At 54.3% G+C, this 26,382-nt stretch carries 24 protein-coding genes, 1 tRNA gene and 1 riboswitch; of the genes, 9 read left to right on the top strand and 16 right to left on the bottom strand.

The features are described 5' to 3' along the window. The first annotated feature begins 294 nt into the window (after positions 1–294). On the top strand, positions 295–1,059 hold the full coding sequence (locus GM557_RS02685; RefSeq protein WP_155572847.1) for a response regulator transcription factor: 765 nt from the start codon (positions 295–297) through the stop codon (positions 1,057–1,059). A gap of 68 nt (positions 1,060–1,127) precedes the next feature. Here the strand turns inward: GM557_RS02685 and glmM are convergent, their stop codons facing one another. The 15 genes from glmM to secA form a co-directional block, all read right to left on the bottom strand. Beyond that, a complete protein-coding gene (gene glmM / locus GM557_RS02680) occupies positions 1,128–2,498 on the bottom strand; it encodes a phosphoglucosamine mutase (RefSeq protein WP_155572846.1) in 1,371 nt (456 codons plus the stop codon). A gap of 142 nt (positions 2,499–2,640) precedes the next feature. Beyond that, on the bottom strand, positions 2,641–4,533 hold the full coding sequence (gene ftsH, locus GM557_RS02675; protein ID WP_099026208.1) for an ATP-dependent zinc metalloprotease FtsH: 1,893 nt from the start codon (positions 4,531–4,533) through the stop codon (positions 2,641–2,643). 169 nt (positions 4,534–4,702) lie between these two features. Then, entirely contained in the window at positions 4,703–6,076 is a 1,374-nt protein-coding gene (gene tilS, locus GM557_RS02670; protein ID WP_370513415.1) for a tRNA lysidine(34) synthetase TilS, read from the bottom strand. Beyond that, positions 6,054–7,019 (bottom strand): tol-pal system YbgF family protein, encoded by a 966-nt coding sequence (locus GM557_RS02665; protein ID WP_196424572.1) that lies wholly within the window; start codon positions 7,017–7,019, stop codon positions 6,054–6,056. Before GM557_RS02665 ends, tilS begins: the two co-directional genes overlap by 23 nt. 108 nt (positions 7,020–7,127) lie before the next feature. Continuing rightward, positions 7,128–7,616, bottom strand: a complete 489-nt coding sequence (gene pal, locus GM557_RS02660; RefSeq protein ID WP_155572844.1) for a peptidoglycan-associated lipoprotein Pal — start codon at positions 7,614–7,616, stop codon at positions 7,128–7,130. Between the two features lie 85 nt (positions 7,617–7,701). Further along, entirely contained in the window at positions 7,702–9,069 is a 1,368-nt protein-coding gene (gene tolB / locus GM557_RS02655) for a Tol-Pal system beta propeller repeat protein TolB (protein ID WP_155572843.1), read from the bottom strand. Positions 9,070–9,093: 24 nt separating this feature from the next. Further along, positions 9,094–10,062: an energy transducer TonB gene (locus GM557_RS02650; protein WP_155573471.1), complete on the bottom strand. Its 969-nt coding sequence runs from the start codon at positions 10,060–10,062 to the stop codon at positions 9,094–9,096. Between the two features lie 64 nt (positions 10,063–10,126). Then, positions 10,127–10,555, bottom strand: coding sequence for a protein TolR (gene tolR / locus GM557_RS02645; RefSeq protein ID WP_099026211.1), 429 nt, complete (start codon positions 10,553–10,555; stop codon positions 10,127–10,129). 5 nt (positions 10,556–10,560) lie between these two features. Next, positions 10,561–11,292, bottom strand: a complete 732-nt coding sequence (tolQ, locus tag GM557_RS02640) for a protein TolQ (RefSeq protein ID WP_266137563.1) — start codon at positions 11,290–11,292, stop codon at positions 10,561–10,563. Between the two features lie 111 nt (positions 11,293–11,403). After that, entirely contained in the window at positions 11,404–11,832 is a 429-nt protein-coding gene (locus tag GM557_RS02635; RefSeq protein ID WP_099026213.1) for a YbgC/FadM family acyl-CoA thioesterase, read from the bottom strand. Between the two features lie 12 nt (positions 11,833–11,844). Beyond that, entirely contained in the window at positions 11,845–12,903 is a 1,059-nt protein-coding gene (gene ruvB / locus GM557_RS02630; protein ID WP_370513414.1) for a Holliday junction branch migration DNA helicase RuvB, read from the bottom strand. Continuing rightward, a complete protein-coding gene (ruvA, locus tag GM557_RS02625; protein WP_155572842.1) occupies positions 12,900–13,538 on the bottom strand; it encodes a Holliday junction branch migration protein RuvA in 639 nt (212 codons plus the stop codon). The genes ruvB and ruvA overlap by 4 nt, the downstream gene beginning before the upstream one ends. Next, a complete protein-coding gene (ruvC, locus tag GM557_RS02620) occupies positions 13,535–14,041 on the bottom strand; it encodes a crossover junction endodeoxyribonuclease RuvC (RefSeq protein ID WP_155572841.1) in 507 nt (168 codons plus the stop codon). Before ruvC ends, ruvA begins: the two co-directional genes overlap by 4 nt. Beyond that, positions 14,038–14,787: a YebC/PmpR family DNA-binding transcriptional regulator gene (locus tag GM557_RS02615; protein WP_099026216.1), complete on the bottom strand. Its 750-nt coding sequence runs from the start codon at positions 14,785–14,787 to the stop codon at positions 14,038–14,040. The genes ruvC and GM557_RS02615 overlap by 4 nt, the downstream gene beginning before the upstream one ends. A 14-nt stretch (positions 14,788–14,801) precedes the next feature. Beyond that, entirely contained in the window at positions 14,802–17,456 is a 2,655-nt protein-coding gene (secA, locus tag GM557_RS02610) for a preprotein translocase subunit SecA (RefSeq protein ID WP_155573468.1), read from the bottom strand. A gap of 359 nt (positions 17,457–17,815) precedes the next feature. On the opposite strand from secA, the gene GM557_RS02605 reads away from it, so the two are divergent. The 5 genes from GM557_RS02605 to GM557_RS02585 all read left to right on the top strand — a co-directional run bounded on the left by GM557_RS02605 (position 17,816) and on the right by GM557_RS02585 (position 22,897). Beyond that, positions 17,816–18,805 carry a peptidylprolyl isomerase gene (locus GM557_RS02605; RefSeq protein WP_155572840.1) on the top strand — a complete coding sequence of 330 codons (990 nt, stop codon included), beginning with the start codon at positions 17,816–17,818 and terminating at the stop codon, positions 18,803–18,805. A 3-nt stretch (positions 18,806–18,808) separates the two neighbouring features. Then, positions 18,809–20,044 (top strand): bifunctional glutamate N-acetyltransferase/amino-acid acetyltransferase ArgJ, encoded by a 1,236-nt coding sequence (argJ, locus tag GM557_RS02600; RefSeq protein ID WP_155572839.1) that lies wholly within the window; start codon positions 18,809–18,811, stop codon positions 20,042–20,044. Positions 20,045–20,202: 158 nt separating this feature from the next. Further along, on the top strand, positions 20,203–21,459 hold the full coding sequence (locus GM557_RS02595) for an NAD(P)/FAD-dependent oxidoreductase (RefSeq protein WP_155572838.1): 1,257 nt from the start codon (positions 20,203–20,205) through the stop codon (positions 21,457–21,459). A 143-nt stretch (positions 21,460–21,602) separates the two neighbouring features. Next, a complete protein-coding gene (locus GM557_RS02590) occupies positions 21,603–22,331 on the top strand; it encodes a 2OG-Fe dioxygenase family protein (protein WP_155572837.1) in 729 nt (242 codons plus the stop codon). Between the two features lie 53 nt (positions 22,332–22,384). Continuing rightward, entirely contained in the window at positions 22,385–22,897 is a 513-nt protein-coding gene (locus GM557_RS02585) for a hypothetical protein (RefSeq protein ID WP_230880578.1), read from the top strand. A gap of 48 nt (positions 22,898–22,945) precedes the next feature. Here the strand turns inward: GM557_RS02585 and GM557_RS02580 are convergent. Beyond that, positions 22,946–23,019, bottom strand: a tRNA-Gly gene (locus GM557_RS02580). A gap of 121 nt (positions 23,020–23,140) precedes the next feature. Further along, a riboswitch (SAM riboswitch) is annotated at positions 23,141–23,221 on the top strand. A gap of 80 nt (positions 23,222–23,301) precedes the next feature. On the opposite strand from GM557_RS02580, the gene metZ reads away from it, so the two are divergent. The 3 genes from metZ (at position 23,302) to ispF (ending at position 26,376) form a co-directional block, all read left to right on the top strand. Next, positions 23,302–24,516 carry an O-succinylhomoserine sulfhydrylase gene (metZ, locus tag GM557_RS02575; protein ID WP_155573466.1) on the top strand — a complete coding sequence of 405 codons (1,215 nt, stop codon included), beginning with the start codon at positions 23,302–23,304 and terminating at the stop codon, positions 24,514–24,516. A 138-nt stretch (positions 24,517–24,654) separates the two neighbouring features. Beyond that, positions 24,655–25,131: a Co2+/Mg2+ efflux protein ApaG gene (gene apaG, locus GM557_RS02570; protein ID WP_155572836.1), complete on the top strand. Its 477-nt coding sequence runs from the start codon at positions 24,655–24,657 to the stop codon at positions 25,129–25,131. 27 nt (positions 25,132–25,158) lie between these two features. Then, positions 25,159–26,376, top strand: a complete 1,218-nt coding sequence (gene ispF, locus GM557_RS02565) for a 2-C-methyl-D-erythritol 2,4-cyclodiphosphate synthase (protein WP_155572835.1) — start codon at positions 25,159–25,161, stop codon at positions 26,374–26,376. Positions 26,377–26,382 lie beyond the last annotated feature (6 nt).

Below are 26,382 nucleotides of genomic sequence, written 5' to 3'. Positions count from 1 at the left end.
AGATAATTCTTTTATTAATGAATGTTAAATATTTGATTTAAAACAGATACAAAAAAATTTATATCCGATATACATCATTTAAGGTTTAAATAACTGTTGAAGATACTTTCCCCTTACTTTAGGGGAAAATGTAAAATTATCGTGATTGAACATCACTTTTGCTCGAAATGAGCTAGCAACAAGCTTTCGTAAAACCTATACTTTTAGTTGTGTGATACCCCCATTAAACAATCTAGGGTTGCATTATTGGCAATAAACTCCCCATACTACAACCAGTCTAAGGGAGTTTGAATTATGCGTATTCTTATCGCTGAAAGTGACAGCATCGCTGTAGAACAGCTCATTACCGTGCTGGAACGGTTCTCTTATCAGGTTGAGCATGTCAAATCAGCTAATGAAGCTCTCGACATGTTCAAACATTACCAATACGATCTTTTCATCACCGCTTTGGACTTACCAGACCAGTCCGGTGAGGAATTGATTCGCCAGTTGCGGCGGTCCCGGCTGACGACCCCCATCATGGTTCTCTCATCCCATGCAGATGCTAAAACGAAGGTTGCCGCTTTCTCTGCTGGGGCAGATGACTACGTCACCAAGCCTTTTGATATGAGCGAGACCCAAGCGCGCATCCAAGCTTTAACACGCCGTGCCTATGGGGTGCCAGAGCCACGCCTCACCGCTGGGCCGCTGGAGCTTGACCTTGAGGGACGTATGGTAAGTGTGAATGGCCAATTCCTCAACCTTACCAGCAAGGAATACTCCATCTTAGAGCTTCTCCTCCTCCGTAAAGGGGCTGTGCTTACTAAAGATATGTTCCTAAACCATCTTTATGGCGGCATTGATGAGCCAGAAATGAAGATTATTGATGTCTTTATTTGCAAGCTCCGCCGTAAATTACAGCGGTTTGGTGTGGGCCATATGATTATCACTGTCTGGGGCCGTGGGTATATTCTGCAAGACCCCACAACAACAGCCACCCCAACACCAACCCTCACAGCTACGGCACCGCAAACAGTGGGCCATAGCAATAATGTCGCTGACCTCTGTCATGCTGGCTAACCAGCCTTGACGCTTCACTACTCCCAAGGGGGGACATTCTTGTTACAGAATGTCCCCTCTTTTTTACCCTAAGCTGTTGTTAATGTACGAATATACGCACTTACACGCTCTACAACCATATCAACCAACGCCTTATCCTGCGCCTCGACCATAACGCGAATTAAAGGCTCTGTCCCACTCGCCCGCAAAAGAAGCCGCCCCTTTCCAGCAAGCTGCTCCTCCGCCCATTGCACAATCTCTTTTAAATCAGGATGCGTCATCGGGTTCACCTCCTGATACGGCACATTCTGTAAACGCTGCGGATAAGGGGTAAATAACTGACAAAGTTCACTCGCTTTTTTACCCGTCTCGACCAACGCCGCCAGCACTTGCAAGGCCGCTAACAGCCCATCGCCCGTTGTCGCATAATCAGACAACACCATATGGCCAGACTGCTCCCCCCCTAGATTCCCCCCTGTTTGACGCATCCGCTCCACAACATAACGGTCCCCCACCGCCGTGCGGTATAAGCTTAAACCTTGCGTGGCAAGGTAAGCCTCTAGCCCCATATTGGACATCACTGTTGCGACAATTTCAGTCCCTTTTAAGCAGCCTAACCGCTGCCATAAGGTCGCAATCAGAGCCAAAATCTGGTCTCCGTCCACTATCTCGCCGCGCTCATTTACAATCAACACGCGGTCTGCATCACCATCCAACGCAATACCGCAATCAGCCTTATGCTCACGCACCGCAGCACATAGGGCTTCTGGATGGGTGGAGCCAACACCATCATTAATATTCAGCCCATCAGGGGAAGCCCCCAAAGTAATGACCTCTGCCCCCAACTCCCACAAAGCGACCGGAGCCACACGATAAGCTGAGCCATGAGCGCAATCCAAAATAATCTTCAACCCATCCAACCGTAGCCCACGGGGGAAGGATGATTTCACACTCTCAATATAACGCCCTGCGGCGTCATTCAGCCGAGAGGCACGACCAATCGCCGCAGGAGAGGCGAGCTGCCCACTTAAATCCTCCGCCATCAGAGCTTCAATCTCTGCCTCGACAGCATCGGAGAGCTTAAAGCCATCAGGGCCAAAAAGTTTAATGCCATTATCCGTAAACGGGTTATGCGAGGCAGAAATCATCACGCCTAAATCCGCTCGCAAAGACCGCGTTAAAAACGCAACGGCTGGCGTAGGTAAAGGCCCTAACAGCACGACATCCACCCCGGCAGATAAAAAGCCAGAGACCAAAGCACATTCGATCATATAGCCAGAAAGACGCGTATCCTTCCCCACAATAATCGTATGGCGATGTTGGCGGCCTGTCTCACTCTGGCGGCAAAAATACAAGCCAGCCGCTTGGCCTAGGGTCTGGGCGATATCTACCGTCATGGGGGCCATATTCGCCGTACCGCGAATACCATCCGTGCCGAAAAACGTCCGTTTACCTGCCATGCCCTTCCCCTTTATCGACTAAAACACCCATCGCCGCTGTGATGCCAGCCTCCCTTTTAGGACGCAAGGCCTTCCCCTAACAAAACAGGCGCATGACCTCCGCCATACGCCTGCTCTTAACCCTCTTTTTTAAAAGGAATCGTTAAGCCGGTTGTGGAGCTACCGGCCCATCATCCCCAACAGAAGCACTCACCCCTTGAATAAATGAGGGCACAGAAGGCCTACGCCCATGGAAGGACTGATTCTCCTCATCAGTACGGCCTAAAGGCTCCCCACGGATGAGACGACCAATCTCCTCACCTGTTAGAGTTTCATACTCCAACAAGGCCTGCGCAACACGGTGAAACGCCTCCATATGGGTCAGAATGATATGGCGGCATGTGGCATAGGCCTCATCCAGAATTTTGCGGACCTCCTGATCCACCTCCCGTGCTGTGATGCCAGAGAGTGTATCCTGATCAGCATAGTCCATCATGCCCAGCTTATCGCTCATACCCCATCGTGTGACCATCTGCCGAGCAATGCCTGTTGCCGACTGAATATCACCAGCCGCCCCGGCACTTACCTCATCATGCCCAAAGATAACCTCCTCACCAACGCGACCTCCCATACAAATCACAATCCTAGAGAGGCACCATTGCCGCCGGTAGGCAAGATTATCTTTCTCCGGCAAGGACTGCACCATCCCCAAAGCTTGCCCACGCGGAATGATCGTTGCTTTATGCATTGGGTCAGCACTCGGGCTATAATAACTCGCCAAAGCGTGTGCCGCCTCATGATAGGCGGTCATCTTCTTCTCTTCTTCCTCAATAACGGCAGAGCGGCGTTCTGCGCCCATCCGTACCTTATCATGCGCTTCATCAAATTGCGCCATGCTTACTGTCCGCAAGCCCAAACGTGCCGCAAATAACGCCGCCTCATTTACAAGGTTAGCCAGCTCCGCACCAGAGAAGCCAACGGTCCCACGCGCAATCACTTTTGGATTCACATCAGAGGAGAGCGGCAACTTCTTCATATGGACTTGAAGAATCTTCTCACGCCCTCTCACATCCGGGTTCGACACAACCACTTGGCGGTCAAAACGACCGGGACGCAGCAGAGCAGAATCCAAAACATCAGGGCGGTTAGTCGCAGCAATCAGGATAACGCCCTCATTACTATCAAACCCATCCATCTCCACGAGCATTTGATTAAGCGTCTGCTCACGCTCATCATTACCGCCGCCCATGCCTGCGCCACGATGGCGGCCAACTGCGTCAATCTCATCAATAAAGATAATGCAGGGGGCGTTCTTCTTCCCTTGCTCGAACATATCGCGCACACGCGATGCCCCAACACCGACAAACATCTCCACAAAATCAGAGCCGGAAATGCTGAAGAAAGGCACATTCGCCTCCCCCGCAACGGCGCGGGCGAGCAAGGTCTTACCGGTACCGGGCGGACCAACCAACAACACCCCTTTGGGAATCTTCCCCCCCAGCCGGGTATATTTATGCGGGTCCTTTAGGAAGTCGACAATCTCGACCAGTTCCTCTTTAGCTTCTTCAATCCCAGCAACATCGGCAAAAGTCACACGGCCCTTTTTCTCGACCATCATCTTAGCGCGCGATTTACCAAAACTCATCGCCCCACGCCCACCGGCACCGCCATTTTGCATCTGACGGAACAACATGAAGCCTAAGCCGAGCAAAAGCAGAATCGGCAGATACGCCATGATATAACGCCAGCCCGAATTATCATCACTCTGCGATGGATGAGCCGTCACCTGCACACCAGCAGAGGTAAGACGCGGGACGAGCATCGGGTCCTCTGGGGCGTATGTCTCAAAGGCTGTCCCATTCGTCAGCACACCAGAAATATTCTGGTCCTGAATGGTCACCGAGCGCACCTCATGGCCTTCCACGTCATGCACAAAATCGGAATAAGCAATTTTTTGAGTCACCTGATGACTACCGGGCTGGAATGCTGCCAGCACACCAATGGCTGCCAAAACGATGACCACCCAAATCGCAACATTACGGCCAATGTTGTTCATCTATTTTCATACCCCATCAAATAGGCCATGCAGTTTCACCCCACACGACTCTCTCTAGTCCTCTCAAGATAGGTATTTCTGCCTCGGTTCCTACCCCTTACAACGTAGAAAGGGGACAAAAGACGCTCTTTTTTGCATTTATGTAAGAGATTTCATCTTTACATAGCCTCTATTCAGCGTAGCCACTCTGCCAATCACGCTCACCCGTAACAGGGATTCCCCCCTCCCATACAAAAGCCACCCGGGGGACATCAGAGCGCAAACCACGCATAGCCTCTGGCACAGCCACAAGCTCCTCCCCACGCCATAAAGCCGGCAGACTCGGTAAGATGCAGGCAGGCACATCACGCCCCTCACGCCATCGCGTAGCCTGCATGCCTAAAGCAGCAATCACTACATCAGAATATTCCGGCCCGTAATATCGCCATCGCCCATCCCACCATTGCCCTGTATGAGCGGGCATAGCCCCTGCAAGATTGCGTGCCTCACGGTACAACATCCAACCTCGCTCCTGCCCTTTTAACGGGGTAAGACAAGCCCGCCCTAACGCCCCATGCCCAGCACGGCGCAAAGCAGCCACAGCATGCCGCGTAGGAGCATAATCCTGCCCCCCAATGAGCCGAATCAATCGGCCCATCACCTCATCACATAAAGCGACAAAGCGCGTTTCATCCAGCCCATCATCTATAAAGATATGCGGCCTCTCATGCGCTGTTTGAATCAGAAAAGGAGCCAGCTTTAGCCATCCTTCTGGCTGCCACGCCACCCCATGAGCAAGGAAGCGCGCTACCCATGCGTCATCCTCTTGCTGGGCTATACACGCCTTTTGTTGCAACTCCCTCATCATACGCCGCTGCGCTGAGGTTATATCTTGCCGCACTTGAACACGGCGAAACCGGCGATTTTGATTAGACGGGTCCTCGCACCAGGCCACACCAGCTTGCTGCAATGTGGCGCGTAAACGCTCTGGCCTGACCCCCAATAATGGCCGTGCCACTATAATCCGCCCACGCGCAGCACGATGGGCCATACCCGCTAGCCCTCGCGTACCGCTGCCACGCTCATGCCGCATCCAGAGTGTTTCTTCTTGGTCAGCCTCATGATGGGCAACCAAAAGAACCGTTGCTCCAGCGTCCACGCATGCTGCCTCCAAAGCAGCAAAACGCCCCTCACGTGCGCGTTGCTGTAGCCCCCCCGCAGCCAACGGCCCTAATGTTAATAACCGCGCGGGAATATCCAACGCCACTAAACGCTCACATGTTAAACGGGCCTCCGCTGCGGACTCTTCACGCAACGCATGGTCCACCACTAACGCAAGAACATGCCGCCGCCATCGCCGAGCTAAAAGGGCAAGGGCCATGGAATCCCCTCCGCCCGATACCGCAATACAAACCGGATGCCCTGCCTCATCAGGCCCTATAGGCTCCACCAACGCCATCAAAGCGCGGAACTCGACCTCTGTAAGCGGCTCTGCCTCCCCAGCCTGTATGAGATGAGGGGGCGATGTCCCTACCCCCGCCTTAATGGCAAGATGCTCTCTCACGGAAGATTTTTTCAGACGCCTTTACCCGTGCAGATGCATTGGGGAACTCTTTATGTAACCGCTGCAATGCCTCGCAGGAGGCCGCTTTATTGCCTAACGCCAACATAGAGGCCGAAACCCCAAGCAGTGATTCCGGCGCGCGAGGAGAGGTCGGTGTACGGCTATAAATATCATAATATGTTAAAGCCGCATTTTTATAAGCTTTCTGCCCCGCTAGAGATTGCGCGAGCAAGAACTGAGCTTCTGTTTTGCTCCACCCCGTTTTACCCTCTTTAATAGCCTGACGGGCCTGCTCCTCAGCCTCTTTGTAATTATGTGCTTTCAAAGCAGCTCGCCCCGCTTGTAAGGCATCTGCCCCATTATGAGGCACAACCGCCGCAGAGGCAGCAGAAGGCGCATCACCCACTACCGCTGGGGTTGCATGGCTCTCCGCCGCATGTGGGGTAGCCGCAGCATGATGGCCATTCTCCAAAGCAAATTGCATATCACCAAGCTGCTTATTCACTGTCGCTTCATCTTGATGGAGTTGATTGCTCATCTGCTCCATCTGCCCGTGCATCTCCCGCACTTGGCCTTCCAACGCCGTGACGCGCTCAAGCAGCGTGGTCACCAGGTCGCTGCTGCCCCTTTGATGCGATGACGCCGCAGCACGAGTTGTCTCCTCGCGCCCCTCTGATGTGCTAGGAGCGGGTGAAGGCAATGTCTCTGGCTCGGCAGTGCTGGCACCGCTATCGCTTAGGTCATCAAGAGCTTCCCCGCCCTCATCCGCATTATGCTCATGTTGTTGAGCAAGAGCTTGATGTTGCTTCATGATCGCCTCGCGCGAGAGGGAATCATCCGCCCATGCCACCGAAGCTACTGCGTAAGATAGCAGGGCAAGCCCCCCTAACCCCCGCATCACCGCACATGTCATGCTTGTCATAGTCTCAGCAGAATGACGCATAATCTCTTTAACTCCCCACCGATGAGCCATCATTACATATAAAATCGGACCGGTCTCTCCAACCGGCCCGATTTCTCCCCATAAGGGGCATCAACCCCCTAACTACTCTTAGCGGACAGAGGTAATCGCGTTACGATTTTGTGCCCATGCATCTGGTGTATCACCATCAGCTGTTGGGCGGTCCTTACCATACGAAATGGTCATGATGCGTGTTGGAGCAACACCCTTGGCCTCCAAATATTCACGCGCCGCATTGGCACGACGCTGCCCCAGAGCAATATTATATTCCTCCGTCCCGCGATCATCACAATTCCCTGCGATGAGAATATTCACCTGCGGATAACGAGCCAACCACTCAGCCTGTTTATCCAATGTTGCGCGAGCATCGCCATCAAGCTGATTCTTATTCAGCTCGAAATAGATGCGATCCCCTGCTGTGGCAACAAGGTCACCCTCACTGCCCGGTGTGGGACCCTGATTATATTGCTGTTGGGATACGTTCTGGCCATTGCCATCACCATTATCATCTTTATGGCCACCACTACATGCAGCCAAAGCGCAAACCATGCCTAAAGCGGCAATCTTTGTAATTTTCATAACCATTCCTCCAAAATAATCTCCCCCTATATGAGGGAGCCTTCCCCCGCCCGCACTGCGCGAACAAGAAAAACCGAAATACCCCTTACCGCCGTAAAGGAGACCAAGCCGGGTCTGACGCGCCCGTTGTGGTGGGGATGCTATGCTCGTTAAACCCAGCAACATCAATCACCTCAATGGTAGAGGTAAAACCAGATCCCCCCGTTCCAGCGGCATTTTGACGGCAGAAGGCCAAAGCCCGGCCATTAGGCGCAAAACTGGGACTCTCCACCGTGAAGCCTTCTGTCAAGGTCCGCTCACCAACACCATCTGGGCCCATCAACCCTAGGGAGAATCCACCATGACCAATGCGCGTAAAGGCAATTTGATCCCCCCGTGGTGACCATACGGGGGAGCCATAATGCCCATTCCCGTAAGAAATCCGCCGTACATTCCCCCCATCGGCACTCATAACGTAAAGCTGGGGTGAACCACCACGATCGGAGTTGAAGACAATGCTCCGCCCATCAGGGCTAAAGCACGGGCTGGTATCAATCACACCTGGGGTACCTGTCAGCTTACGCCGATGTTGCGTAGCAAGGTCAATGAGATACAAATCCGCCCCGCCATCACGCGTTGTGGCTGAGAGGATAATGCTCCGCCCATCAGGGGAGAAGCGCGGCGCAAAAGAGATACCCTCAAATGTGCCAAGAATCGTCTGCTGCCCGCTATTGAGGTCATAGACATAAACGCGTGGGCGATTATTGGCATAGGAGAGGAACGCAAGCTTCTCGCTAATTGGACTAAAGCGTGGCTCCAACGTCAACCAGCTGCCATTGGTCAGCATATGCGCGTTCGCCCCATCTTGGTCCATAATCGCAAGACGGGTTGTTTGATGCCGCCGCGGGCCTGTCCGCGCGATATAGGCAATCCGCGTATCGAAATACCCGTCCTCACCTAATAACCGCTTGTAAATCTCATCAGCGATGATGTGAGCAATCCGCCGCCAGTTGCTTTGAGAGGCCGTATAAGCACGGCCTGTCATCTGCTGGCCTGCCAATACATCCCACAAGCGCATCTCGACCCTTACATTGTCCGCCCCTGTTGCGCTCCCCGCTACAGCAACGCGCGCGCCACGGGCTTTCAACGCATGAAAATCTGGCTGGCGAGAGGCGGGAACATCACCACCTAATAGCTCGAACAACCCCGTGCTGCTAAGGTCTGCGGCAATCACACTAGAAATCTGATCCCCTAGCCCCGCCCCAAAATTAGGCACCACAATGGGAATAGGAGCTTGATGAGCATTGGCTACAGTAATCTCTGCCGGAGCCGCCTCACCACTGGCATAAGCACGCCCCCCTAAAAGGCCCAGCGGCGTAGCCAAAACACCCCCCGCAGCCACCCCGCCCATAAGGGACCGGCGGGAAAGATGTTTCTGAAGAAAACCAGCTTCAGCATCGGAAAAAAATGACATGACCTACCTCAGATAAATCCAGCCTTAGGGCTTAAAAAGGAAGCGAAACTGCCGCACCTGCCCCAAAAGTCGCTTAGGTACAGGCAAGCGGGAACATACAGGGCTCAACACCGCATCACGCGCGCGCTCAGCCTGAACACGATAAGCCGGGTCCGCCGCCATGCGGGCGCGCGTCTCTGGCAGGAAGGTCACCATACGTGCCTCACCTGTTGCATCGACAGTGACCATCATACGCGCTGAGAAGCTCTGATAATTCCGCGCTAATGTATCTTCTTGATAACAACGCTGCACGGAAGAACCAATGGCATTCTGCTCCCCGCTTGTCAGGGCGGCCGTATCACCATCAACACGCCCACCCCCGTGAGGAGACCCCCCTTGTGCCGGGTTAGGATGCGCTTTAGGCGGCTGCTCCTGCTTTGCTTGGCTACGGAACTCATCCAGCGTGGCCAACAAAGAGCGACTATCAGCTTGCGTTTTCTTCGCCTCATGCGCCTGCTCCGTATGGGAGGGCTGCGCCTTAGTCGGCGGCCTCTCCACCACACGCTCTGGGGCCTTCACCTGCGCCTGCTTACGCGCGGGCACTGGCTGAGGCTTAGGCGTATCACTCACCTCGCCCTTCTCCTGCACGGGAGCCTTTTGCTGCACGGGCGTCTTAGCAGCCACCTGCGCGGGCTCCGGCTCAGCTTGAGCAGGGGGAGGTGGTGGCGGGGCAGGCGGTGGAGGCTCAACAGGCTGTGGCTTTGCAGGCTCTGGCGCGGGGGGAGCTTTCGTCTCTACCGGCGCAGGAGGAGCAGGCACATCGGCTTTCTGCATCGCTTTTGCCGCAGCATGAGGGCCGCCTGTACTCTCATAGACCATAGCAACCGTCTGCTCTGGCTGCGGCTCCGGTGGTAGTGGCTGAGGGTGCCACAGTAGAAGGACCAACAACCCACCATGCAGCAAAAGCGAGACCACTACCCCGCCTGTCACCAAGCTGGAAGGCTCTCGCCCCAACCGCGGATAAGGCGGTGGAGCCTCATCAAAAGGTGAAGATGAGGAGAAACTCACAAACAGCTCCTTACTGCCCGCCCTGTGGCTGCTGGGCAAGAAGGGCCACATGAGTAAAGCCCCCAGCGGTAATCTGACCCATGACGCTCATCACCTTACCGTAATCAATCTTCGCATCAGCGCGGACAAAAATCCGCCGCCCGGAATCATTACTCGCTAATTGCTGCAAGTGTGAGACTAACTCCTCCGCACTCACCGGGTCTTCCCCTAGGTAAAGGCTGCCATCGCTCTTAATCGACACGGTAATAGGCTTATTATCCGCATTAACAGGCTTAGCACTCGTCTGCGGGAGGTCCACATTCACACCACTTGTGAGCATCGGTGCTGTAACCATGAAGATGATCAACAACACCAACATCACATCAACCAGCGGCGTCACATTAATATGCGATTCTGGCTTCCGCCGGGTCCGCCGCCCACTCCGTAAGGAAAACGCCATGACCTTCAGCCCTTCCCGCCGCCACGCTCTTCAGACTGACGGGAGAGGATAGCAGCAAACTCCGTACCAAAACCCTCCATCCGGTCGCCAAAATTATCAATCGCGCGGCTGATAAGGTTGTACGCCACATAGGCAGGGATGGCGGTAATCAAGCCAATCGCTGTAGCAAACAAAGCCTCAGAGATACCCGGGGCTACCACGGCAAGATTCGTGTTATGCATTGAGGCAATAGAGCTAAAAGCGTGCATAATTCCCCAGACCGTCCCAAACAGCCCCACAAAGGGAGCCACCGGGCCAATCGTAGCCAACAGCACAACATAGCGGTTCAGACGGTCCGTCTCGCGGGCAATCGTAATGCCAATGGCACGGTCTATCCGCTCGGACGTACCGCCATGAATCACATCAATCCCCGCAATACGGGAGGACCGCCGCCATTCCCCCATAGCCGCACCAAATACCGCAGCCATAGGATGAACAGGCCGTGCCCCCTCGCTATCATAGAGGTCATCCAACGAGCCACCGGACCAAAAACGGTCCTCAAACGCGCTGGCTTCTTGATTCACACGGCGAAGAAGAAGGAACTTCTCCACAATCACAGCCCAGACGAAGATGCTACATAGCACCAACCCCACCATCACAAGCTGCACCACGAACGAAGCATTCAGGAACAGATGAAGGGGAGACATCCCCGCTGCCCCAGCAGCACCCAGGGCACTCGAACTCACAGCCTGATCCACTCCGCTCTCCTATCTCATAGTCCATCAGTTAAAAAACTACTGCTTCATGTTGCAGTAGGATGACCTTTTTTCAATGGCACAAGGGGAGGAAAGAGCAAATATCTTTAATCGTTAATCTTTTGTCAGGTCTTTTAACCCCTCCAACCGCGCTTGATAAACGGCGGGCAGACGCAAAGGGGTCATGCTGGCGAGTTTTAAACACGCTAGCTCTACTTCAATCACCACGGCCTTTTGCCCCGCTCGGCTGTGATTGGTGATGATTTGCCGCAACATCAACCGCGCCCCGCTGGCATGCAGGAGGCTTGTCTCCACCTCTAACAGCTCATCCAACCGCAATGGGGCGTGATAACGGATATTCAACTGCCGGACGACAAAGCCTATCCCATCCTCTGCGGCCATCTCGCCTACAGATAGCCCTAAAGAGCGCAACGCCTCTGCCCGCGCACGCTCTGCAAAGCCAAGATAACGCGCATGATACACAATGCCCCCTGCATCCGTATCCTCATAATAGACACGAAATTGACAATGATGGGCCGCCATACCCTCTCCTTTTTATAAAAACCGTGGCTCTTGTGGCTCTATAGAGCTTGCTGGTGGGGTCAAACCCAAATACCGCCATCCCGGCTCCCCCAACATACGCCCGCGCGATGTCCGTAAGACGAGACCTTCCTGAATCAAATAAGGCTCTACAACATCCTCTAAGGTATCGCGGGCTTCTGCCAATGCTGCGGCGAGGGTCTCCACCCCTACAGGGCCACCACGATGATGCTCGGCAATACGGCGTAAATACCGCCTATCCATCGCATCCAGCCCGTGGCGATCCACCTCTAAGCGAGAGAGGGCCATATCCGCTAAGTGGCGGTCAATCACATCCTTTTTAGCAACCAACGCGAAATCACGCACACGCCGCAGCAACCGCCCAGCAATACGCGGTGTCCCGCGTGAGCGGCGGGCAATTTCCTCCGCGCCTTCATCTGTAAGGGCCATGCCCAACTTTACAGCCCCACGGCTGACAATCTGCCGCAATTCATCCGGTGTATAAAAAACGAGCCGCAAGGGAATGCCAAAACGATCCCGCAACGGCGTAGCTAACAAGCCAGAACGCGTTGTCGCAGCAACGAGTGTGAAAGGGGCAAGGTCAATCCGTACCGAGCGCGCCGCTGGCCCCTCGCCTATGACAAGGTCAAGCTGAAAATCCTCCATAGCGGGATAGAGGATTTCCTCAATCGCAGGCTGAAGGCGGTGGATTTCATCAATGAACAGCACATCGCGCGGCTGGAGATTCGTCAAAATAGCGGCTAAGTCGCCTGAGCGTTGAATCACAGGCCCAGATGTTGCACGGAAACCTACCCCCAATTCCCGTGCAACAATTTGAGCAAGGGTCGTTTTCCCTAAACCCGGCGGGCCATGCAAAAGGACATGGTCCAACGCTTCCCCACGTTTACGCGCCGCCTCGATAAAGATAGCGAGATTCTCACGGCTCGCTTTTTGCCCCGTAAAATCAGCAAGGCTTTGAGGGCGCAAAGCAACATCTGCCACATCCTCCGCCTGACGTGTTGCATCCGTCTCTGGGGCACGCTGGGGGGGCGTCTCCGGCATAAAGGGTGTCATCGTGCAAGCTCCTTCAAGGCAAGACGAATCACCACATCCAACCCGGCCCCCTCAGTCTCCCCGATAATCCGATTAACAATAGGCCATGCCTCAGCACGTTTAAAACCTAACCCCTCCAACGCCATAAGGGCATCTTGCTCAACCCCTCCGTGAGGATGCGCCCCACTTACCCCACCACCGCCGTGGCTCATCGGCGCAAGGGGCTGCCCACTAAGGCTTGCAGGCGCGGGCATCTTGGCGACTTTGGCTTTTAGTTCCGTCAATAGACGCGTTGCTAGCCGCGGCCCAACCCCGGCTGCTTGCGTAAACACCGCTTTATCCTCCGCCTGCACAGCCTGCCATAATAAGGCGGGCCGACTGGCCGATAAAATCGCCAATGCCACGCGCACACCAACGCCTTGAACAGTCGTAAGAAGGCGAAACCACGCTTGCTCATCCGCATCAGCAAAGCCGAAAAGCTGGATGGCATCTTCCCGCACAATTGTCTCCACCAACAGGCGCGCAACCTCTGGCGGGCGTGGCAACTGCCCTAATGTATGGGTAGAGGCCGACACCACATACCCCACCCCGTGCACATCAATCAGGCAATGATCCCCCTCTATATGCGAGACGAGGCCGGTAAGCTGTCCTATCATGCCATGCGCACCCCCATTGCGACATGCTGGGCACTCGCCCGATGATGAGCATGGCAAATCGCAATCGCAAGCGCATCGGAGGCATCAGCACGTTTTATCTCCGCCCCCGGCAAGAGACGGCGCACCATCATGCTCACTTGCTCCTTGGTGGCAGCACCCGTCCCAACAACAGCACGTTTAACCGCCATCGCGCCATATTCATGCACACTTAACCCCGCAAGAGCAGGCACTAACAACGCCACACCACGCGCATAGCCGAGCTTTAATGTCGAGGAGCCATTGCGATTCACGTAAGTTTCCTCCACCGCGGCCTCACTTGGCTGATAACGGCGGATGAGGGTCACCAAACCCTCATGCAGGTCACAAAGGCGGCGGGGGACATCATCACCGGACTGCGTGGCTAATACACCATCAGCCACATGCCGGAGGCGATTGCCCTCCACATCCACCACACCCCAGCCCATAAAGCGTAGGCCGGGGTCAATCCCTATCAGACGAATCAAGCTGCGAGAGCCTCAGCAACCTCATCAGGGAGGTCAAAATTGGCATAAACGGCTTGGACATCGTCATTCTCCTCCAGCACATCAATCAGCTTGAGGACAGAACGCGCTTGGTCTTCATCCAAAGTCACGGTCGTTTGGGGACGCCAATCCAGCTTTGCCGAGCGCGGCTCCCCAAAACGGCCCTCCAGCGCATCACGCACGCTCATCAGAGCTTCCATCTCGGTGATAATTTCATGACCATCTTCCGTGGTCTCTACATTATCCGCACCAGCTTCAATAGCGGCTTCTAGCATATCATCTTCGGAGGCTGCTTCCAGCGGATAGGTAATCACCCCAATATGATCGAAACCGAAAGAGACGGAGTTTGTCTCCCCCAAAGAGCCACCATGTTTAGAGAAAGCCGCACGCACCTCGGAGGCTGTACGATTACGGTTATCTGTCAGCCCCTCGATGATGATGGCCACACCAGCGGGGCCATAACCCTCGTACCGAACAGCCACATAATCCTCACCACCGCCGGCACCGCTGGCCTTCTTAATAGCCCGCTCGACCGTATCTTTTGGCATATTCACTTCACGCGCAGCCGTGATCGCAGCACGCAGACGGGGATTCATAGCCGGGTCTGGCATACCAGAGCGTGTCGCCACGGTAATCTCGCGAATCACCTTCGCAAATTGCTTGGCCCGCTTTGCATCCTGCGCGCCCTTACGGTGCATAATATTCTTAAATTGGGAATGTCCTGCCATGGGCCTCTCTCCTCTTAAACCATCTTACCGTGACAATGTTTAAACTTAAGCCCAGAGCCACAAGGGCATGGGGCATTGCGTGGAACCTCATTCAACCAACGCGCAAATGTGGCTGTATCCAACGCTTCATCCTCTACGGGCTCCTCCACCTGCATCGCCGCAGGAACCTCCGGCATGGTAGGTGCCTTACTAACAGGCTGCACATGGGCAATCGCCTGCACAACGCGCATCCGCATATCTTCCAGCATATATGTAAACATCTGGAAGGCTTCTTGCTTATATTCATTAAGCGGGTCGCGCTGGCCATAAGCCCGCAAGCCAATCCCTTGGCGCACTTGGTCTAGCCCGTGGAGATGCTCCTTCCACGCGCCATCAAAAGATGTGAGCAGAATATGCTTCTCAATCAAGCGCATCATATCCGGCCCGATGGTCGCTGCACGCGCAGCATGAGCCCGTGTGGCTTCTTCCTCAATCCGCTCGATGACGCCTTCTTCGGTCATGCCATCTTCTTGCGCCCATTCTACAATCGGCAGCTCAAGGTTCAAAACACGCTTAACTTCGCGTGTCAGCCCTTCAATATCCCAAGCTTCAACAAAGGCATTCTCGGGAATATGCGCATGGACAATATCTTCAATCACCTTGCCGCGTATATCCGCAATAACGCCGGAAAGGTCCTTCAAGGCCATATATTCGCGCCGATGGGCATAGACCTCTTTACGCTGTGCATTCATGACATCGTCATATTTCAGCGTGTTTTTCCGCATATCGAAATTACGGGCTTCGACCTTCTTTTGCGCTTTTTCCAAGGCACGATTCAACCAAGGATGCACAATCGCTTCACCGCGCTTTAGGCCCATCTTCTGCATCATCGCGCCCATACGATCCGAGCCGAAAATGCGAATCAAATCATCCTGCAAGGACAAGAAGAAGCGCGAATTACCGGGGTCACCCTGACGGCCAGACCGCCCACGGAGCTGATTATCAACACGCCGGCTCTCATGCCGCTCCGTCCCGATAACATAAAGCCCGCCAAGCTCATGCACACGCTCATGGTCTGCCGCAACTTGCGCCCGCACTTGGGCGGCAACAGCCTCACGCTCGGCTTCATCCTCAATGCCTGCGGTCTTTTCAGCCACCAGCATGTCCACATTACCGCCAAGCTTAATATCTGTCCCGCGCCCGGCCATATTGGTAGCAATCGTAATCGCGCCGGGCACCCCTGCTTGTGCAATAATGCTCGCCTCACGCTCATGATGCCGTGCATTCAACACATTATGGGGGATACGCTTCTGCCGCAAAAGATGTGAGAGAATCTCGCTCTGCTCAATCGAGGCCGTCCCAACAAGGATAGGCTGTTCCCGCTCATGAACCTTACGAATCAACTCCGCTACGGCCTCGTATTTCTCCTCCGCCGTGAGATAGACCTCGTCATTCGCATCCTTACGGCGGACAGGCAGGTTGGTGGGGATTTCCACCACCTCAAGATTGTAGATCTCCGCAAACTCATCCGCTTCCGTCATCGCGGTACCGGTCATGCCCGCAAGTTTGGGGTAAAGACGGAAGTAATTTTGGAAGGTGATAGAAGCAAGCGTTTGATTCTCCTGCTGAATCTCCACCCCTTCTTTCGCCTCTAGGGCTTGATGCAACCCATCGGAGTAACGGCGACCATCCATCATACGCCCCGTAAACTCATCAATGAGCATCACTTTACCATCACGGACGATGTAATCTACATCCCGCGTAAAGAGCGTCCGCGCCCGTAATGATTGCTGAACATGATGCACGACCGAGACATTATGCAGGTCATATAATCCCCCGCCCTGCAATAGCCCCGCCGCATTCAGCATCTCCTCCACAAGGTCAGAGCCATGCTCTGTGAGGGTGACGGTCCGCATCTTCTCATCTTTATCATACACATTTGGCTCCTCAACCAAACGTGCCACCACCTCATCTACATGCCGATAAAGGTCGGAACTATCATCCGCAGGGCCGGAGATAATCAGCGGGGTGCGGGCTTCATCAATGAGGATACTATCCACCTCATCGACAATGGCGAAATTGAAGTCCCGCTGTACCATCTCCTCTAGCGCGTATTTCATGTTATCGCGCAGATAATCAAAGCCGAACTCGTTATTCGTCCCGTAAGTAATATCCGCCGCATAAGCTGCTCGGCGTTCCTCATCAGAGAGGTTAGGGATAATCACACCAGTTGTGAGGCCGAGGAAGCCGTAAAGACGGGCCATCTCCTCCGCATCACGGCGGGCGAGATAGTCATTCACCGTTACAACATGCACGCCCTTGCCTGTTAGGGCATTTAGGTAAACTGCAAGCGTACCGACAAGGGTTTTACCCTCACCCGTGCGCATCTCGGCAATACGGCCATCATGAAGGACCATCCCGCCAATCAACTGCACATCAAAATGGCGCATCCCCAATACACGGCGAGACGCCTCCCGGCACACCGCAAAAGCCTCGACCTGCAGCTCATCCAGCGTAGCACCATCAGCCAACTTACGGCGGAACTCTGCCGTTTTGGCCTTTAATTCCTCATCCGTAAGAGCCTGTATCTGGGGCTCTAAGGCATTAATCTCCGGCACTCGCCGCTGATATTTCTTCAAAGAGCGGTCGTTAGAATGGCCAAAAAGGGCGCGAGCAAGGCGTGAAAGCATGAGATACCCTGAAAATTTTGCCATCAGCGGCCAGTGTCCCTTCCTCTTTCCTTGAAAGCCGAAAAGGACATGCTACGGATGGTCACAACGCTTTTCATATAGGACCGACATAAGGGCCCTTGCTAGTATGGTCAATGAAAAAGCCTACCTATCCCCCTTATATCCCTACACGCCACCCCCTGCCCAACAACGCCATACACATAATAAAAAGAAGCAGATAGCTCGCCACCCCGCCCATAACATGACATAAAATATAGGAAATACTTTGGTTTTTCCGCTCTCATCCCCTTGCAGGGCGTAACGGGCTTTGTCATGGTAATAAAGCTGACTTTTAGTGAACCAAGATAACGAGGTTTTTCATGCGGCTTTCCCGCTCTCTCCTGCTCTGCACAGCCCTTATGGGGGGTATTTCTTCTCTGGCAACGCACGCTATGGCTGCCGATACCAAGCCTGCAACACCAGCTGCGGCTCCTTCTGCCAATGCAGCAGCTCCCGCAGCCCCAGCGGCGGACCCTAACTTGGTTCTTGCTACCGTCAATGACCAAAAGATTACCCTTGGCGATGTCCAGCACGCTGCGTTGACCTTACCGCCAGAAGCACGCCAGCTTCAACCCAGCGTTATCATCCCGCTGATTATCAATCAGCTCGTGGACCAGAAAGCTATCCAGCTACAAGCTGAGAAAGACGGGTTACAGAACAAGCCTGCCGTTAAAGCTGCCATGGATGCTGCCGCTAGCACCGCCCTCCAAAATGCGTATCTGGAAGAGAAAGTCGCCCCTAAATTAACTGATGAAGCCCTAAAGGACTATTATCAGACCCATTATGCCTCCAAAAAGCCTGAAGAAGAGGTCCATGCCCGTCACATCCTTGTTGATAGTGACGCTAAAGCGCAGGATGTCATTCGCCAACTCAATAAAGGGGCTGACTTTGCCAAGCTGGCCAGCCGCCTCTCCACCGATAAAGCCTCTGGTGGCACAAATGGGGGCGACCTTGGTTGGTTTAAACGCGGGGACATGATCCCTGACTTCTCCAATGCTGCTTTCTCCATGAAGTCCGGCACCATCACACAAAAACCGATTCATACTCAATATGGCTGGCATGTTATTCAGGTTCTAGGGACACGCACAGCCCCTGTGCCGAGCTTTGAGCAAGTCCGCGACCAAATCCGCCGCGACCTGATTCGTCAGGAAGTGCATAAGGTTGTGGAAGACGCTGAGAAGCAGGCTCGAATCGTTCATTACGATGCGAAAGGCCAGCCCATCACCAACAGCCCAGCCGCTCCGGCTGCCGCTCCTGCCTCCACCCCCGCTCCGGCTCCCGCCGCAGCCCCAGCTAACACGGCACACTAAGCTATGGCACAGTCGTACCCGCGCTCCCCCTTGGCTCTTTCCCTCCCAAAGCTAACCTCCATTGCGGGGGTACGCCTCAGCGGCGTGGAAGCCAATATACGCTATAAAGGGCGAACGGACCTTATGTTGGTTGAGTTTGCTCCGGGTACGACAGCAGCCGGGGTGTTTACCCGTAATCTCTGCCCCGGTGCCCCTATCCCTTGGTGCCGGGGTGCGCTGGCTCATACGCCCCACGCACGGGCTTTGCTGGTTAATTCTGGCAATGCCAACGTCTTTACTGGCCGTGCTGGTGAGGAGGCTGTGGTAGCATGTGCAGGTGAGGTCGCTCATCTACTAGATTGCCCTGTGGAAGACGTATTTCTTGCCTCCACAGGCGTAATTGGGGAGACCCTCCCTTATAAAAAAATTATCGCAGCCCTCCCCGCCGCCATTGAGGGCCTCCATGAGGACCGGTGGGAAGACGCTGCACGCGCTATTATGACGACAGACACCTTCCCCAAGGCGGCACGCCGTGAGGTCGCTATTGGGGATGTGACGGTCTGCCTCCAAGGCATCGCCAAAGGCTCTGGCATGATTGCGCCGGATATGGCGACTATGCTCGCCTATGTCGTCACCGATGCCGCTCTTCCCCAGCCTATATTACAAGCCCTATTGGAAGAAGCTGTGGGGCCGAGCTTTAATTCCATCACTGTGGATTCCGATACATCCACATCAGATATGGTCATGCTCTTTGCCACAGGGCAGGCCAAACATGCCGAAATCACCTCCCTTGAGGATAACGCACTCTCTGCCTTCCGCACGGCATTAAAGGAGCTATTACACGAGCTTGCTTTGCTAGTGGTGCGTGATGGCGAAGGGGCGACAAAGCTCATCCGGGTTGATGTCCAAGAAGCCGAAAGTGATGAATCTGCCCGCAAAATCGCTTTAGCCATTGCTAACTCCCCCTTGGTGAAAACGGCCATTGCTGGTGAAGATGCCAATTGGGGACGCATCGTCATGGCGGTTGGTAAAAGTGGTCAGCCAGCAGACCGCGATAAACTTTCCATCGCCCTTGGGGACCACTGGGTTGCCAATAAGGGCGGTGTTAAAGAGCATGATGTCGCAGCCCTAGAGGCCTATATGCGCCAACAGGAAATCACCATCACGGTGGATATGGGGCTGGGTGCAGGCTCTGCGAGCATTTGGACGTGCGACCTAACCCACGGCTATATTGATATAAATGGCTCGTATCGCAGTTAGGCGAGCCATACCTCCCTATAACCTTAACACCTCCTTAAAAACATGCAGTCTTCTTCTATCGGGGCTTGTATCTCCTGCATGAGAAGGCTACTAAAACACGTTTTACTACCGCGCATGTCCTAATTGCGCTCAGAGCATCAAAAACGAGGGAACGGTTCATGGCCGCGAAGAAACATATCGTCATTCTTGGAGGTGGTGTTGGCGGGCTAGAAGCCGCAACGCAGCTAAGCCATAACCCCCATGTTACAATCACCCTGATTGATAAAAACAACGTCCATTTTTGGAAGCCCTCTCTACACGAGTTCGCATCCGGTACAATCAGCGAGAAAGGCAATTTATTTGCCTTTAATGAGCTTGCGAAACGCTTTGGCTTTAGCTTCATCCAAAGCACGTTAGAGACAATCGACCGCCCTAACCGGACCATGACCTTAGAGAATGGTCAAACCCTCTCTTACGATACGCTGGTGGTCGCCCTTGGCTCTTGCGCTAATGACTTTGGGACACCCGGTGCCAAAGAGAATTGCTTGTTCCTCAACTCCCTTGCTGATGCGACTATTATTCATGACCGTTTCCGCTCTCTCATAGAGCGTGCTCAGCTTACCAACGAGCCTGTGCATTTAGGTATTGTAGGCGGGGGGGCAACAGGCGTGCAACTTGCCGCAGAACTCTGCCAAGCTATTGATAACACACCCGGCCTCGGCCCAGAGACCCGGCGTAGATTGCTCAAACCTACTTTGGTTGAGGCAAGCGACCGCCTACTCGCAGCTTTCCCGCCTAAAGTCTCTGAGGAAGCCCAAGCTCAGCTTGAAGCATTAGGCTTTGAGGTCATCACAAAGGGCATGGTCAGCGAGGTTGGTTGCGGTTACATCGCCCTCAAAGATGGGCGGCGAATCGACTCCAACTTCCCCATTTGGGCCGCCGGGGTTAAAGCCTGCGCAGCGACATCCTTGCTCAAAGACCTAGAGCTAAGCCGCAGTGGCCAAATCATGGTCACAGCAACGCTCCAAACTACGAAAGACCCTGCTATTTTCGCTATTGGGGATTGCGCCCGCATGGAGGTCAACCCCGTTGCCCCAACCGCACAAGCCGCCCGCCAAGAAGGACGCTATGTTGGCCGTATTGCTATCCCCCGGCAAATCGCGGGGAAGGCCCCTACACCCTTTGTCTATACAGATCGCGGGGCTGTAGTCGCTTTAGGCCAATATAATGCGTGGGGCATGTGGCCCTCCAAAAAGGAGTTTGGTGGCCATGGCCTAGGGGCCAAACTGGCGCGTTTCATTCATGAAGGGCTTTTCCGTCAACATCAGATGAGCCTAAGTGGTCTTGTCCGCACCCTTGCTTTGACGGTTAAAGAGCATCTCCGCCCCAATAATCCAGACCTCAACGGCAAAGAGGACGAAACAAAAGGCCACTAACGCCGCTCCAATGCTCTCTCCCCTCTTGCCTTACTGTGAGGCGAAAGGGGGAATTGCACCACCTGATACAGACAAGCCCTTATAGTCCGTCTATACTCCTCGACACACACTCCATATCCGTGTTGGAGAGAGATTCGCTTGCCATGACATCCACCCTACGCCACGCCACGCAAAAGCAGCTCCATCAGCAGGGCTTCCTACATCTTCCTGCGGCGGATGCCAAAGCATGGCTACAGCCCTATGGTCTGCGAGACTGGGAAAGCTTCGCCACAAGCTGGAACCATCTAGGGATGGACCGCTACATGGCCGATAATGGGCGTTATCGCCGCCGCCGCTACGGAACCTTTTCCATCAATAAAGGACAGATAACGCGCAAGGAGCATCAACCCCATTATCAGAGCCGTGATTATAACCTCCTCAATGGCGGGGTAGAACGATGGTTCAACCCTATTGAGGAGGCCATTTGTGCCCATCCTGCCCTGCAAGCTATTCTAAAAGCGAGTGCAGTAGTGGCGAATCAGCTGACCCAAGATCATGCACGCCCAGCCTCATGGCATGTGGAGGTTCATCAATTCCGCATCGAAGCCGCCACCGATGCAGCGGGCCGACCAACACCAGAGGGTATGCATCGCGATGGTGTAGATTGGGTCTTTGTGTTTATGATCAACCGTATCAATATTCGCGAGGGCGTTACGAGCATCCATGCCCTAGATAAAGAAACACAGCTCGGCTCTTTTACTTTGAAAGACCCGCTCGATACCGCTATCGTCAATGACCATCGCGTTTATCATGGCGTTACCCCTGTAGAGCCGGAAGACCCGACAAAACCAGCTTATCGTGATGTCCTTGTCGTCACATTGCGTTACGAATAATCACCCTATATACCCCCCTCTCGCCCTGCCTTAGCCACTACAGGAGCATGATTATGATAGGCTTACACCACCGCTCTCTCCGTCGCTTTAATCTTGTTGTGGCCCTCACCGCCATAAGCACACTCACATCTCTGCTCCCTGCCATGGCTAAAACGGCCCCTCATGCGTATCGCGCCCCTAGCACAACCCCGGTAGAACTCACCGCCCACCCCGGTACAGAGCTCGACAAGCAAGCACGCGCTCTTAATGCCGATTTACTAGATGATGCCGCCCGTCATCATGACCAGCCCATCATCCTTACAGGGACAGCTCGACTCTCCCCACGCCAAAAAGAGACGATTCTCTTTGTGCAACTTCAATCCTACCGGCTATGCGGCTCGGCTGGATGCACAACCTCCATCTACCGTAAAGCTGGAAATGACTGGGAGACCTTGCTCGATAGCGTGAATGGCACCATTCGCATCACACGGCGTTATCATAATGGCATGGCGGATTTGCTCATCAATGGGAATGACCGGTGGGTCTTTGATGGCCAACATTATCAAGACACGCTCAACAGCCCGTAAGGCTCTACCTAACGGGCAACGCATCTCATCCAACTTTTAAGGAAATCTTGGAGCGGATGAGGGGAATCGAACCCCCGTATGCAGCTTGGGAAGCTGCCGTTCTACCATTGAACTACATCCGCTCAACGAGGCTCCTTATACTGGGGAGGACAAAACTGTGCAATCCCCTGCATTATATTTTTTCGTAATAGTTATGCTTGACGCCCCCGCACCCCAAGCGCATAGTCAGCATGTAATGGCTAGTGCCATTACCCTCGCGATTTGACAGGCCGGCTTGCGGCGAGGTTAAACAATATGCGCTAAAGAGGCCCTGTTTCTCCCCCGCAGAATCAGGACTTCCAACGGCCTCCATCTTAATAAGGCGGCTCGTTAGGATGCGACTGCCTCTTCAGCTGGAGGAACCCATGCCCTCTACCGACCCTACCTTCCTCGCCTCCTGTCGCACAGGTACTCGCCTGCTGCATGACGCGCGCCATCGTACCGAACATGGGGAGACATCCGATGCCATCTTCCCCACATCCGGCTTTGTGTATGATAGTGCCGAGCAAGCCGAGGCTACTTTTGAAGGCACGATTCAACATCTTCAATATTCCCGCTATGGCAATCCCACGGTCGATGCCCTGCAAGACCGTCTCGCCCTGCTAGAAGGAGCCGAGGCCTGCCAAACGACGTCCACCGGCATGGGGGCTGTCTCCTGCGCGTTGCTCGCCCATCTTAAAGCGGGGGACCGTATTGTTGCTTCCAGCGCGCTCTTTGGCTCCACCCATTGGCTGCTCGACAGCTTGCTCCCCTCTTATGGGATTGAGACCGTCATGATTGACGGCACCAACCCCGCAGCGTGGGAGGAAGCCCTCTCCCGCCCTGCCAAGGCTGTGCTGATTGAGACCCCCTCCAACCCTATGCTGGATGTGCTGGATATTCGCCATATTGCCACGCTTGCTCATAAAGCGGGTGCGCTCTTTATGGTCGATAATGTCTTTGCCACCCCTGTCGGCCAAAAACCGTTAGAGCTTGGGGCCGATGTCGTTATCTATTCCTGCACCAAACATATTGATGGGCAAGGCCGTGTGATGGGCGGGGCGATTCTAGGGAGCCAAAAATGGATTACCGAGACGCTGCAACCCTTTGTTCGCAATACAGGTAACACGCTCTCTCCCTTCAATGCGTGGGTTCTCTCTAAGGGGCTAGAGACCTTACAACTCCGCGTTGAGGCTATGGCCCGCAATGCTGCCCGTATTGCTGATGTGCTAGGCGACCTTCCCGGTATTACCGCTGTGCGCTATCCGGGACGGAAGGACCATCCCCAAGCAAAGCTTGCACACACACAAATGAGCAATGGTGGCACACTGATTGCCTTTACCGTTGCAAATGGCAAGAAAGGGGCTTTTGCGTGCCTCAATGCCTTTCAACTCATTGCTATTTCTAACAATCTTGGTGATGCACGCAGCCTTGCTACACATCCTGCCACCACAACACACCGCAAGCTGACGCAAGAGCAACGCAATGCCCTTGGCATTACCGATGGTTCTATCCGCTTCTCTGTTGGTTTAGAGGATGCAGAGGACCTCATCGCAGATATTCGCCGTGGGGCAGAAGCTGCTTTAAGGGCTGGACGCTAACCCCCCTTCTTGTGCTATAAGGAGGTGTGTCCACACACCCCCTAGGCCGTCCATCATTCCCCCATGATGGGCGGCCTTTCTATAAGATGCGGCCCTCATAGCCGTGACAAACTGTTTTAATGAGTCTAGTAAGAGCCTATGTCTGATACATCTTCTCCCACGGACGCTTCTTTGGCTGATACAGACACTGTTGAGCTAGAGCCTATAACCTCCCTCCCCGCTTTTACTGCCCGTACAGGCGATGTCACGGTGAATGTTCGTCCCTTTTGGGTCGATGAACATTCCGACCCTGATGAGCATCGCTATGTGTGGCTCTATCATGTTTTGATAGAAAATAACGGCCAAGAGAGCATCCAACTTCTCTCCCGCAGCTGGACCATCACCGATGAGCGCGGCAGCCAAGAACAAGTGCATGGCGAGGGCGTTGTGGGGGAGCAACCCATCATCGCTGCCAAAAACAGCTACCAATATACATCCGGGGCGGAGCTTAAAACCCCTAGCGGTTTTATGGAGGGCATCTATCACATGATAGCCCCTACAAGCGGCCATCGCTTTGATGTCACCGTGCCAGCTTTTAGCCTAGACAGCCCCCATCATATCGGCATGACCCACTAACCTCCCGGTTTTGCGAAGGACGCCTCCTTGGACGCCACTCCCTCTCCCATCAAACGCAAGCGCGTTGCGGCCCTCCTCCTTGCCGCAGGGCGTGGGCGGCGATTCTCCGCTGGTGCGACAGAAGAACAAGCAGCCATCAGCAAGCAATTCCATCTCCTTGCGGGACAGCCTGTTATTCGTCATGCGGCCCTCGCCCTTTTACCGCATGTTGATTATCTCCAACCTGTAGGCAGTGACCCTCTCCTCCCGCAAGCTCTAGCAGGGCTGGATGTTCTTTCCCCCGTCCCCGGCGGAGCCGAACGTCATGATAGTGTGCGCGCTGGGTTGGAGGCTCTGGCTGCTTTGCCCACGCCCCCTGATATTGTGCTTGTTCATGATGGTGCGCGCCCTTATGTGCCAGCGGCCCTCATTACCCGTGTTTTAGAGGCGTTAAAGCATCATGAAGGCGTTATCCCTGCCCTGCCTGTCAGCGATACGTTAAAGAAGGTCAAAGACGGCATCATCACCGATACCGTCCCGCGTGATGGGCTATGGCGTGCGCAAACCCCGCAGGGCTTCTCCTTTCCTTTATTGTACGCCCTCCATACCCGCCACCGTACAGCCTTAACCGATGATGCCGGACTTTTAGAGGCAGCAGGCCACCCTGTGGCTATCGTTATGGGGGCCGAAGATAATATTAAACTGACCGTTACGGAGGACCTTATGCGGCTTGAACGTGCCATGCAAAGCCAAGAAAACCAGCCTACCCCACCGCTCCTACCGCGTGTTGGGCTGGGTTATGATGTCCATGCTTTTGCTGAGGGGCGTAAGCTCATCCTATGCGGTATTGAGATTCCTCATGAGAAGGGCCTTGCCGGTCACTCTGATGCCGATGTGGGAATCCATACACTTTGCGATGCGATTTACGGTGCCCTTAATGAGGGTGATATTGGCCGGCATTTCCCCCCCACAGATGAGAAATGGCGCGATATGGATTCCGCTCGTTTCCTGATCCATGCCGGGGAGTTAATTCGCTCCAAGGGGGGGATATTGGTGAATGCTGACCTCACCATCATCTGCGAACGCCCCAAAATCGGCCCTCATGCTCAGGCCATGTGCGCTCGTTTGGCCGAGTTGCTCAAGGTCCATCCCAGCCGCATCTCCGTCAAAGCCACAACGTCCGAGCGTCTCGGCTTCACCGGGCGTGAAGAAGGCATCGCCGCTACAGCCGCCGTCAGCGTCATGGTGCCCGATAGCGGGGTGTAATACCCC

Source organism: Bombella sp. ESL0385 (genome assembly GCF_009725755.1).
GTDB lineage: Bacteria > Pseudomonadota > Alphaproteobacteria > Acetobacterales > Acetobacteraceae > Bombella > Bombella pollinis.
The sequence above is the reverse complement of the archived record's forward strand: the minus strand, read 5'-3'. Positions and strand labels throughout refer to the sequence as shown.

Coding starts and splice junctions, on each gene's coding strand:
- GM557_RS02685 (WP_155572847.1), top strand. CDS start 295: ATGCGTATTCTTATCGCTGAAAGTGACAGCATCGCTGTAGAACAGCTC.
- glmM (WP_155572846.1), bottom strand. CDS start 2,498: ATGGCAGGTAAACGGACGTTTTTCGGCACGGATGGTATTCGCGGTACG.
- ftsH (WP_099026208.1), bottom strand. CDS start 4,533: ATGAACAACATTGGCCGTAATGTTGCGATTTGGGTGGTCATCGTTTTG.
- GM557_RS02665 (WP_196424572.1), bottom strand. CDS start 7,019: ATGCGTCATTCTGCTGAGACTATGACAAGCATGACATGTGCGGTGATG.
- pal (WP_155572844.1), bottom strand. CDS start 7,616: ATGAAAATTACAAAGATTGCCGCTTTAGGCATGGTTTGCGCTTTGGCT.
- tolB (WP_155572843.1), bottom strand. CDS start 9,069: ATGTCATTTTTTTCCGATGCTGAAGCTGGTTTTCTTCAGAAACATCTT.
- tolR (WP_099026211.1), bottom strand. CDS start 10,555: ATGGCGTTTTCCTTACGGAGTGGGCGGCGGACCCGGCGGAAGCCAGAA.
- GM557_RS02635 (WP_099026213.1), bottom strand. CDS start 11,832: ATGGCGGCCCATCATTGTCAATTTCGTGTCTATTATGAGGATACGGAT.
- ruvB (WP_370513414.1), bottom strand. CDS start 12,903: ATGACACCCTTTATGCCGGAGACGCCCCCCCAGCGTGCCCCAGAGACG.
- ruvA (WP_155572842.1), bottom strand. CDS start 13,538: ATGATAGGACAGCTTACCGGCCTCGTCTCGCATATAGAGGGGGATCAT.
- GM557_RS02615 (WP_099026216.1), bottom strand. CDS start 14,787: ATGGCAGGACATTCCCAATTTAAGAATATTATGCACCGTAAGGGCGCG.
- secA (WP_155573468.1), bottom strand. CDS start 17,456: ATGCTTTCACGCCTTGCTCGCGCCCTTTTTGGCCATTCTAACGACCGC.
- GM557_RS02605 (WP_155572840.1), top strand. CDS start 17,816: ATGCGGCTTTCCCGCTCTCTCCTGCTCTGCACAGCCCTTATGGGGGGT.
- argJ (WP_155572839.1), top strand. CDS start 18,809: ATGGCACAGTCGTACCCGCGCTCCCCCTTGGCTCTTTCCCTCCCAAAG.
- GM557_RS02595 (WP_155572838.1), top strand. CDS start 20,203: ATGGCCGCGAAGAAACATATCGTCATTCTTGGAGGTGGTGTTGGCGGG.
- GM557_RS02590 (WP_155572837.1), top strand. CDS start 21,603: ATGACATCCACCCTACGCCACGCCACGCAAAAGCAGCTCCATCAGCAG.
- GM557_RS02585 (WP_230880578.1), top strand. CDS start 22,385: ATGATAGGCTTACACCACCGCTCTCTCCGTCGCTTTAATCTTGTTGTG.
- metZ (WP_155573466.1), top strand. CDS start 23,302: ATGCCCTCTACCGACCCTACCTTCCTCGCCTCCTGTCGCACAGGTACT.
- apaG (WP_155572836.1), top strand. CDS start 24,655: ATGTCTGATACATCTTCTCCCACGGACGCTTCTTTGGCTGATACAGAC.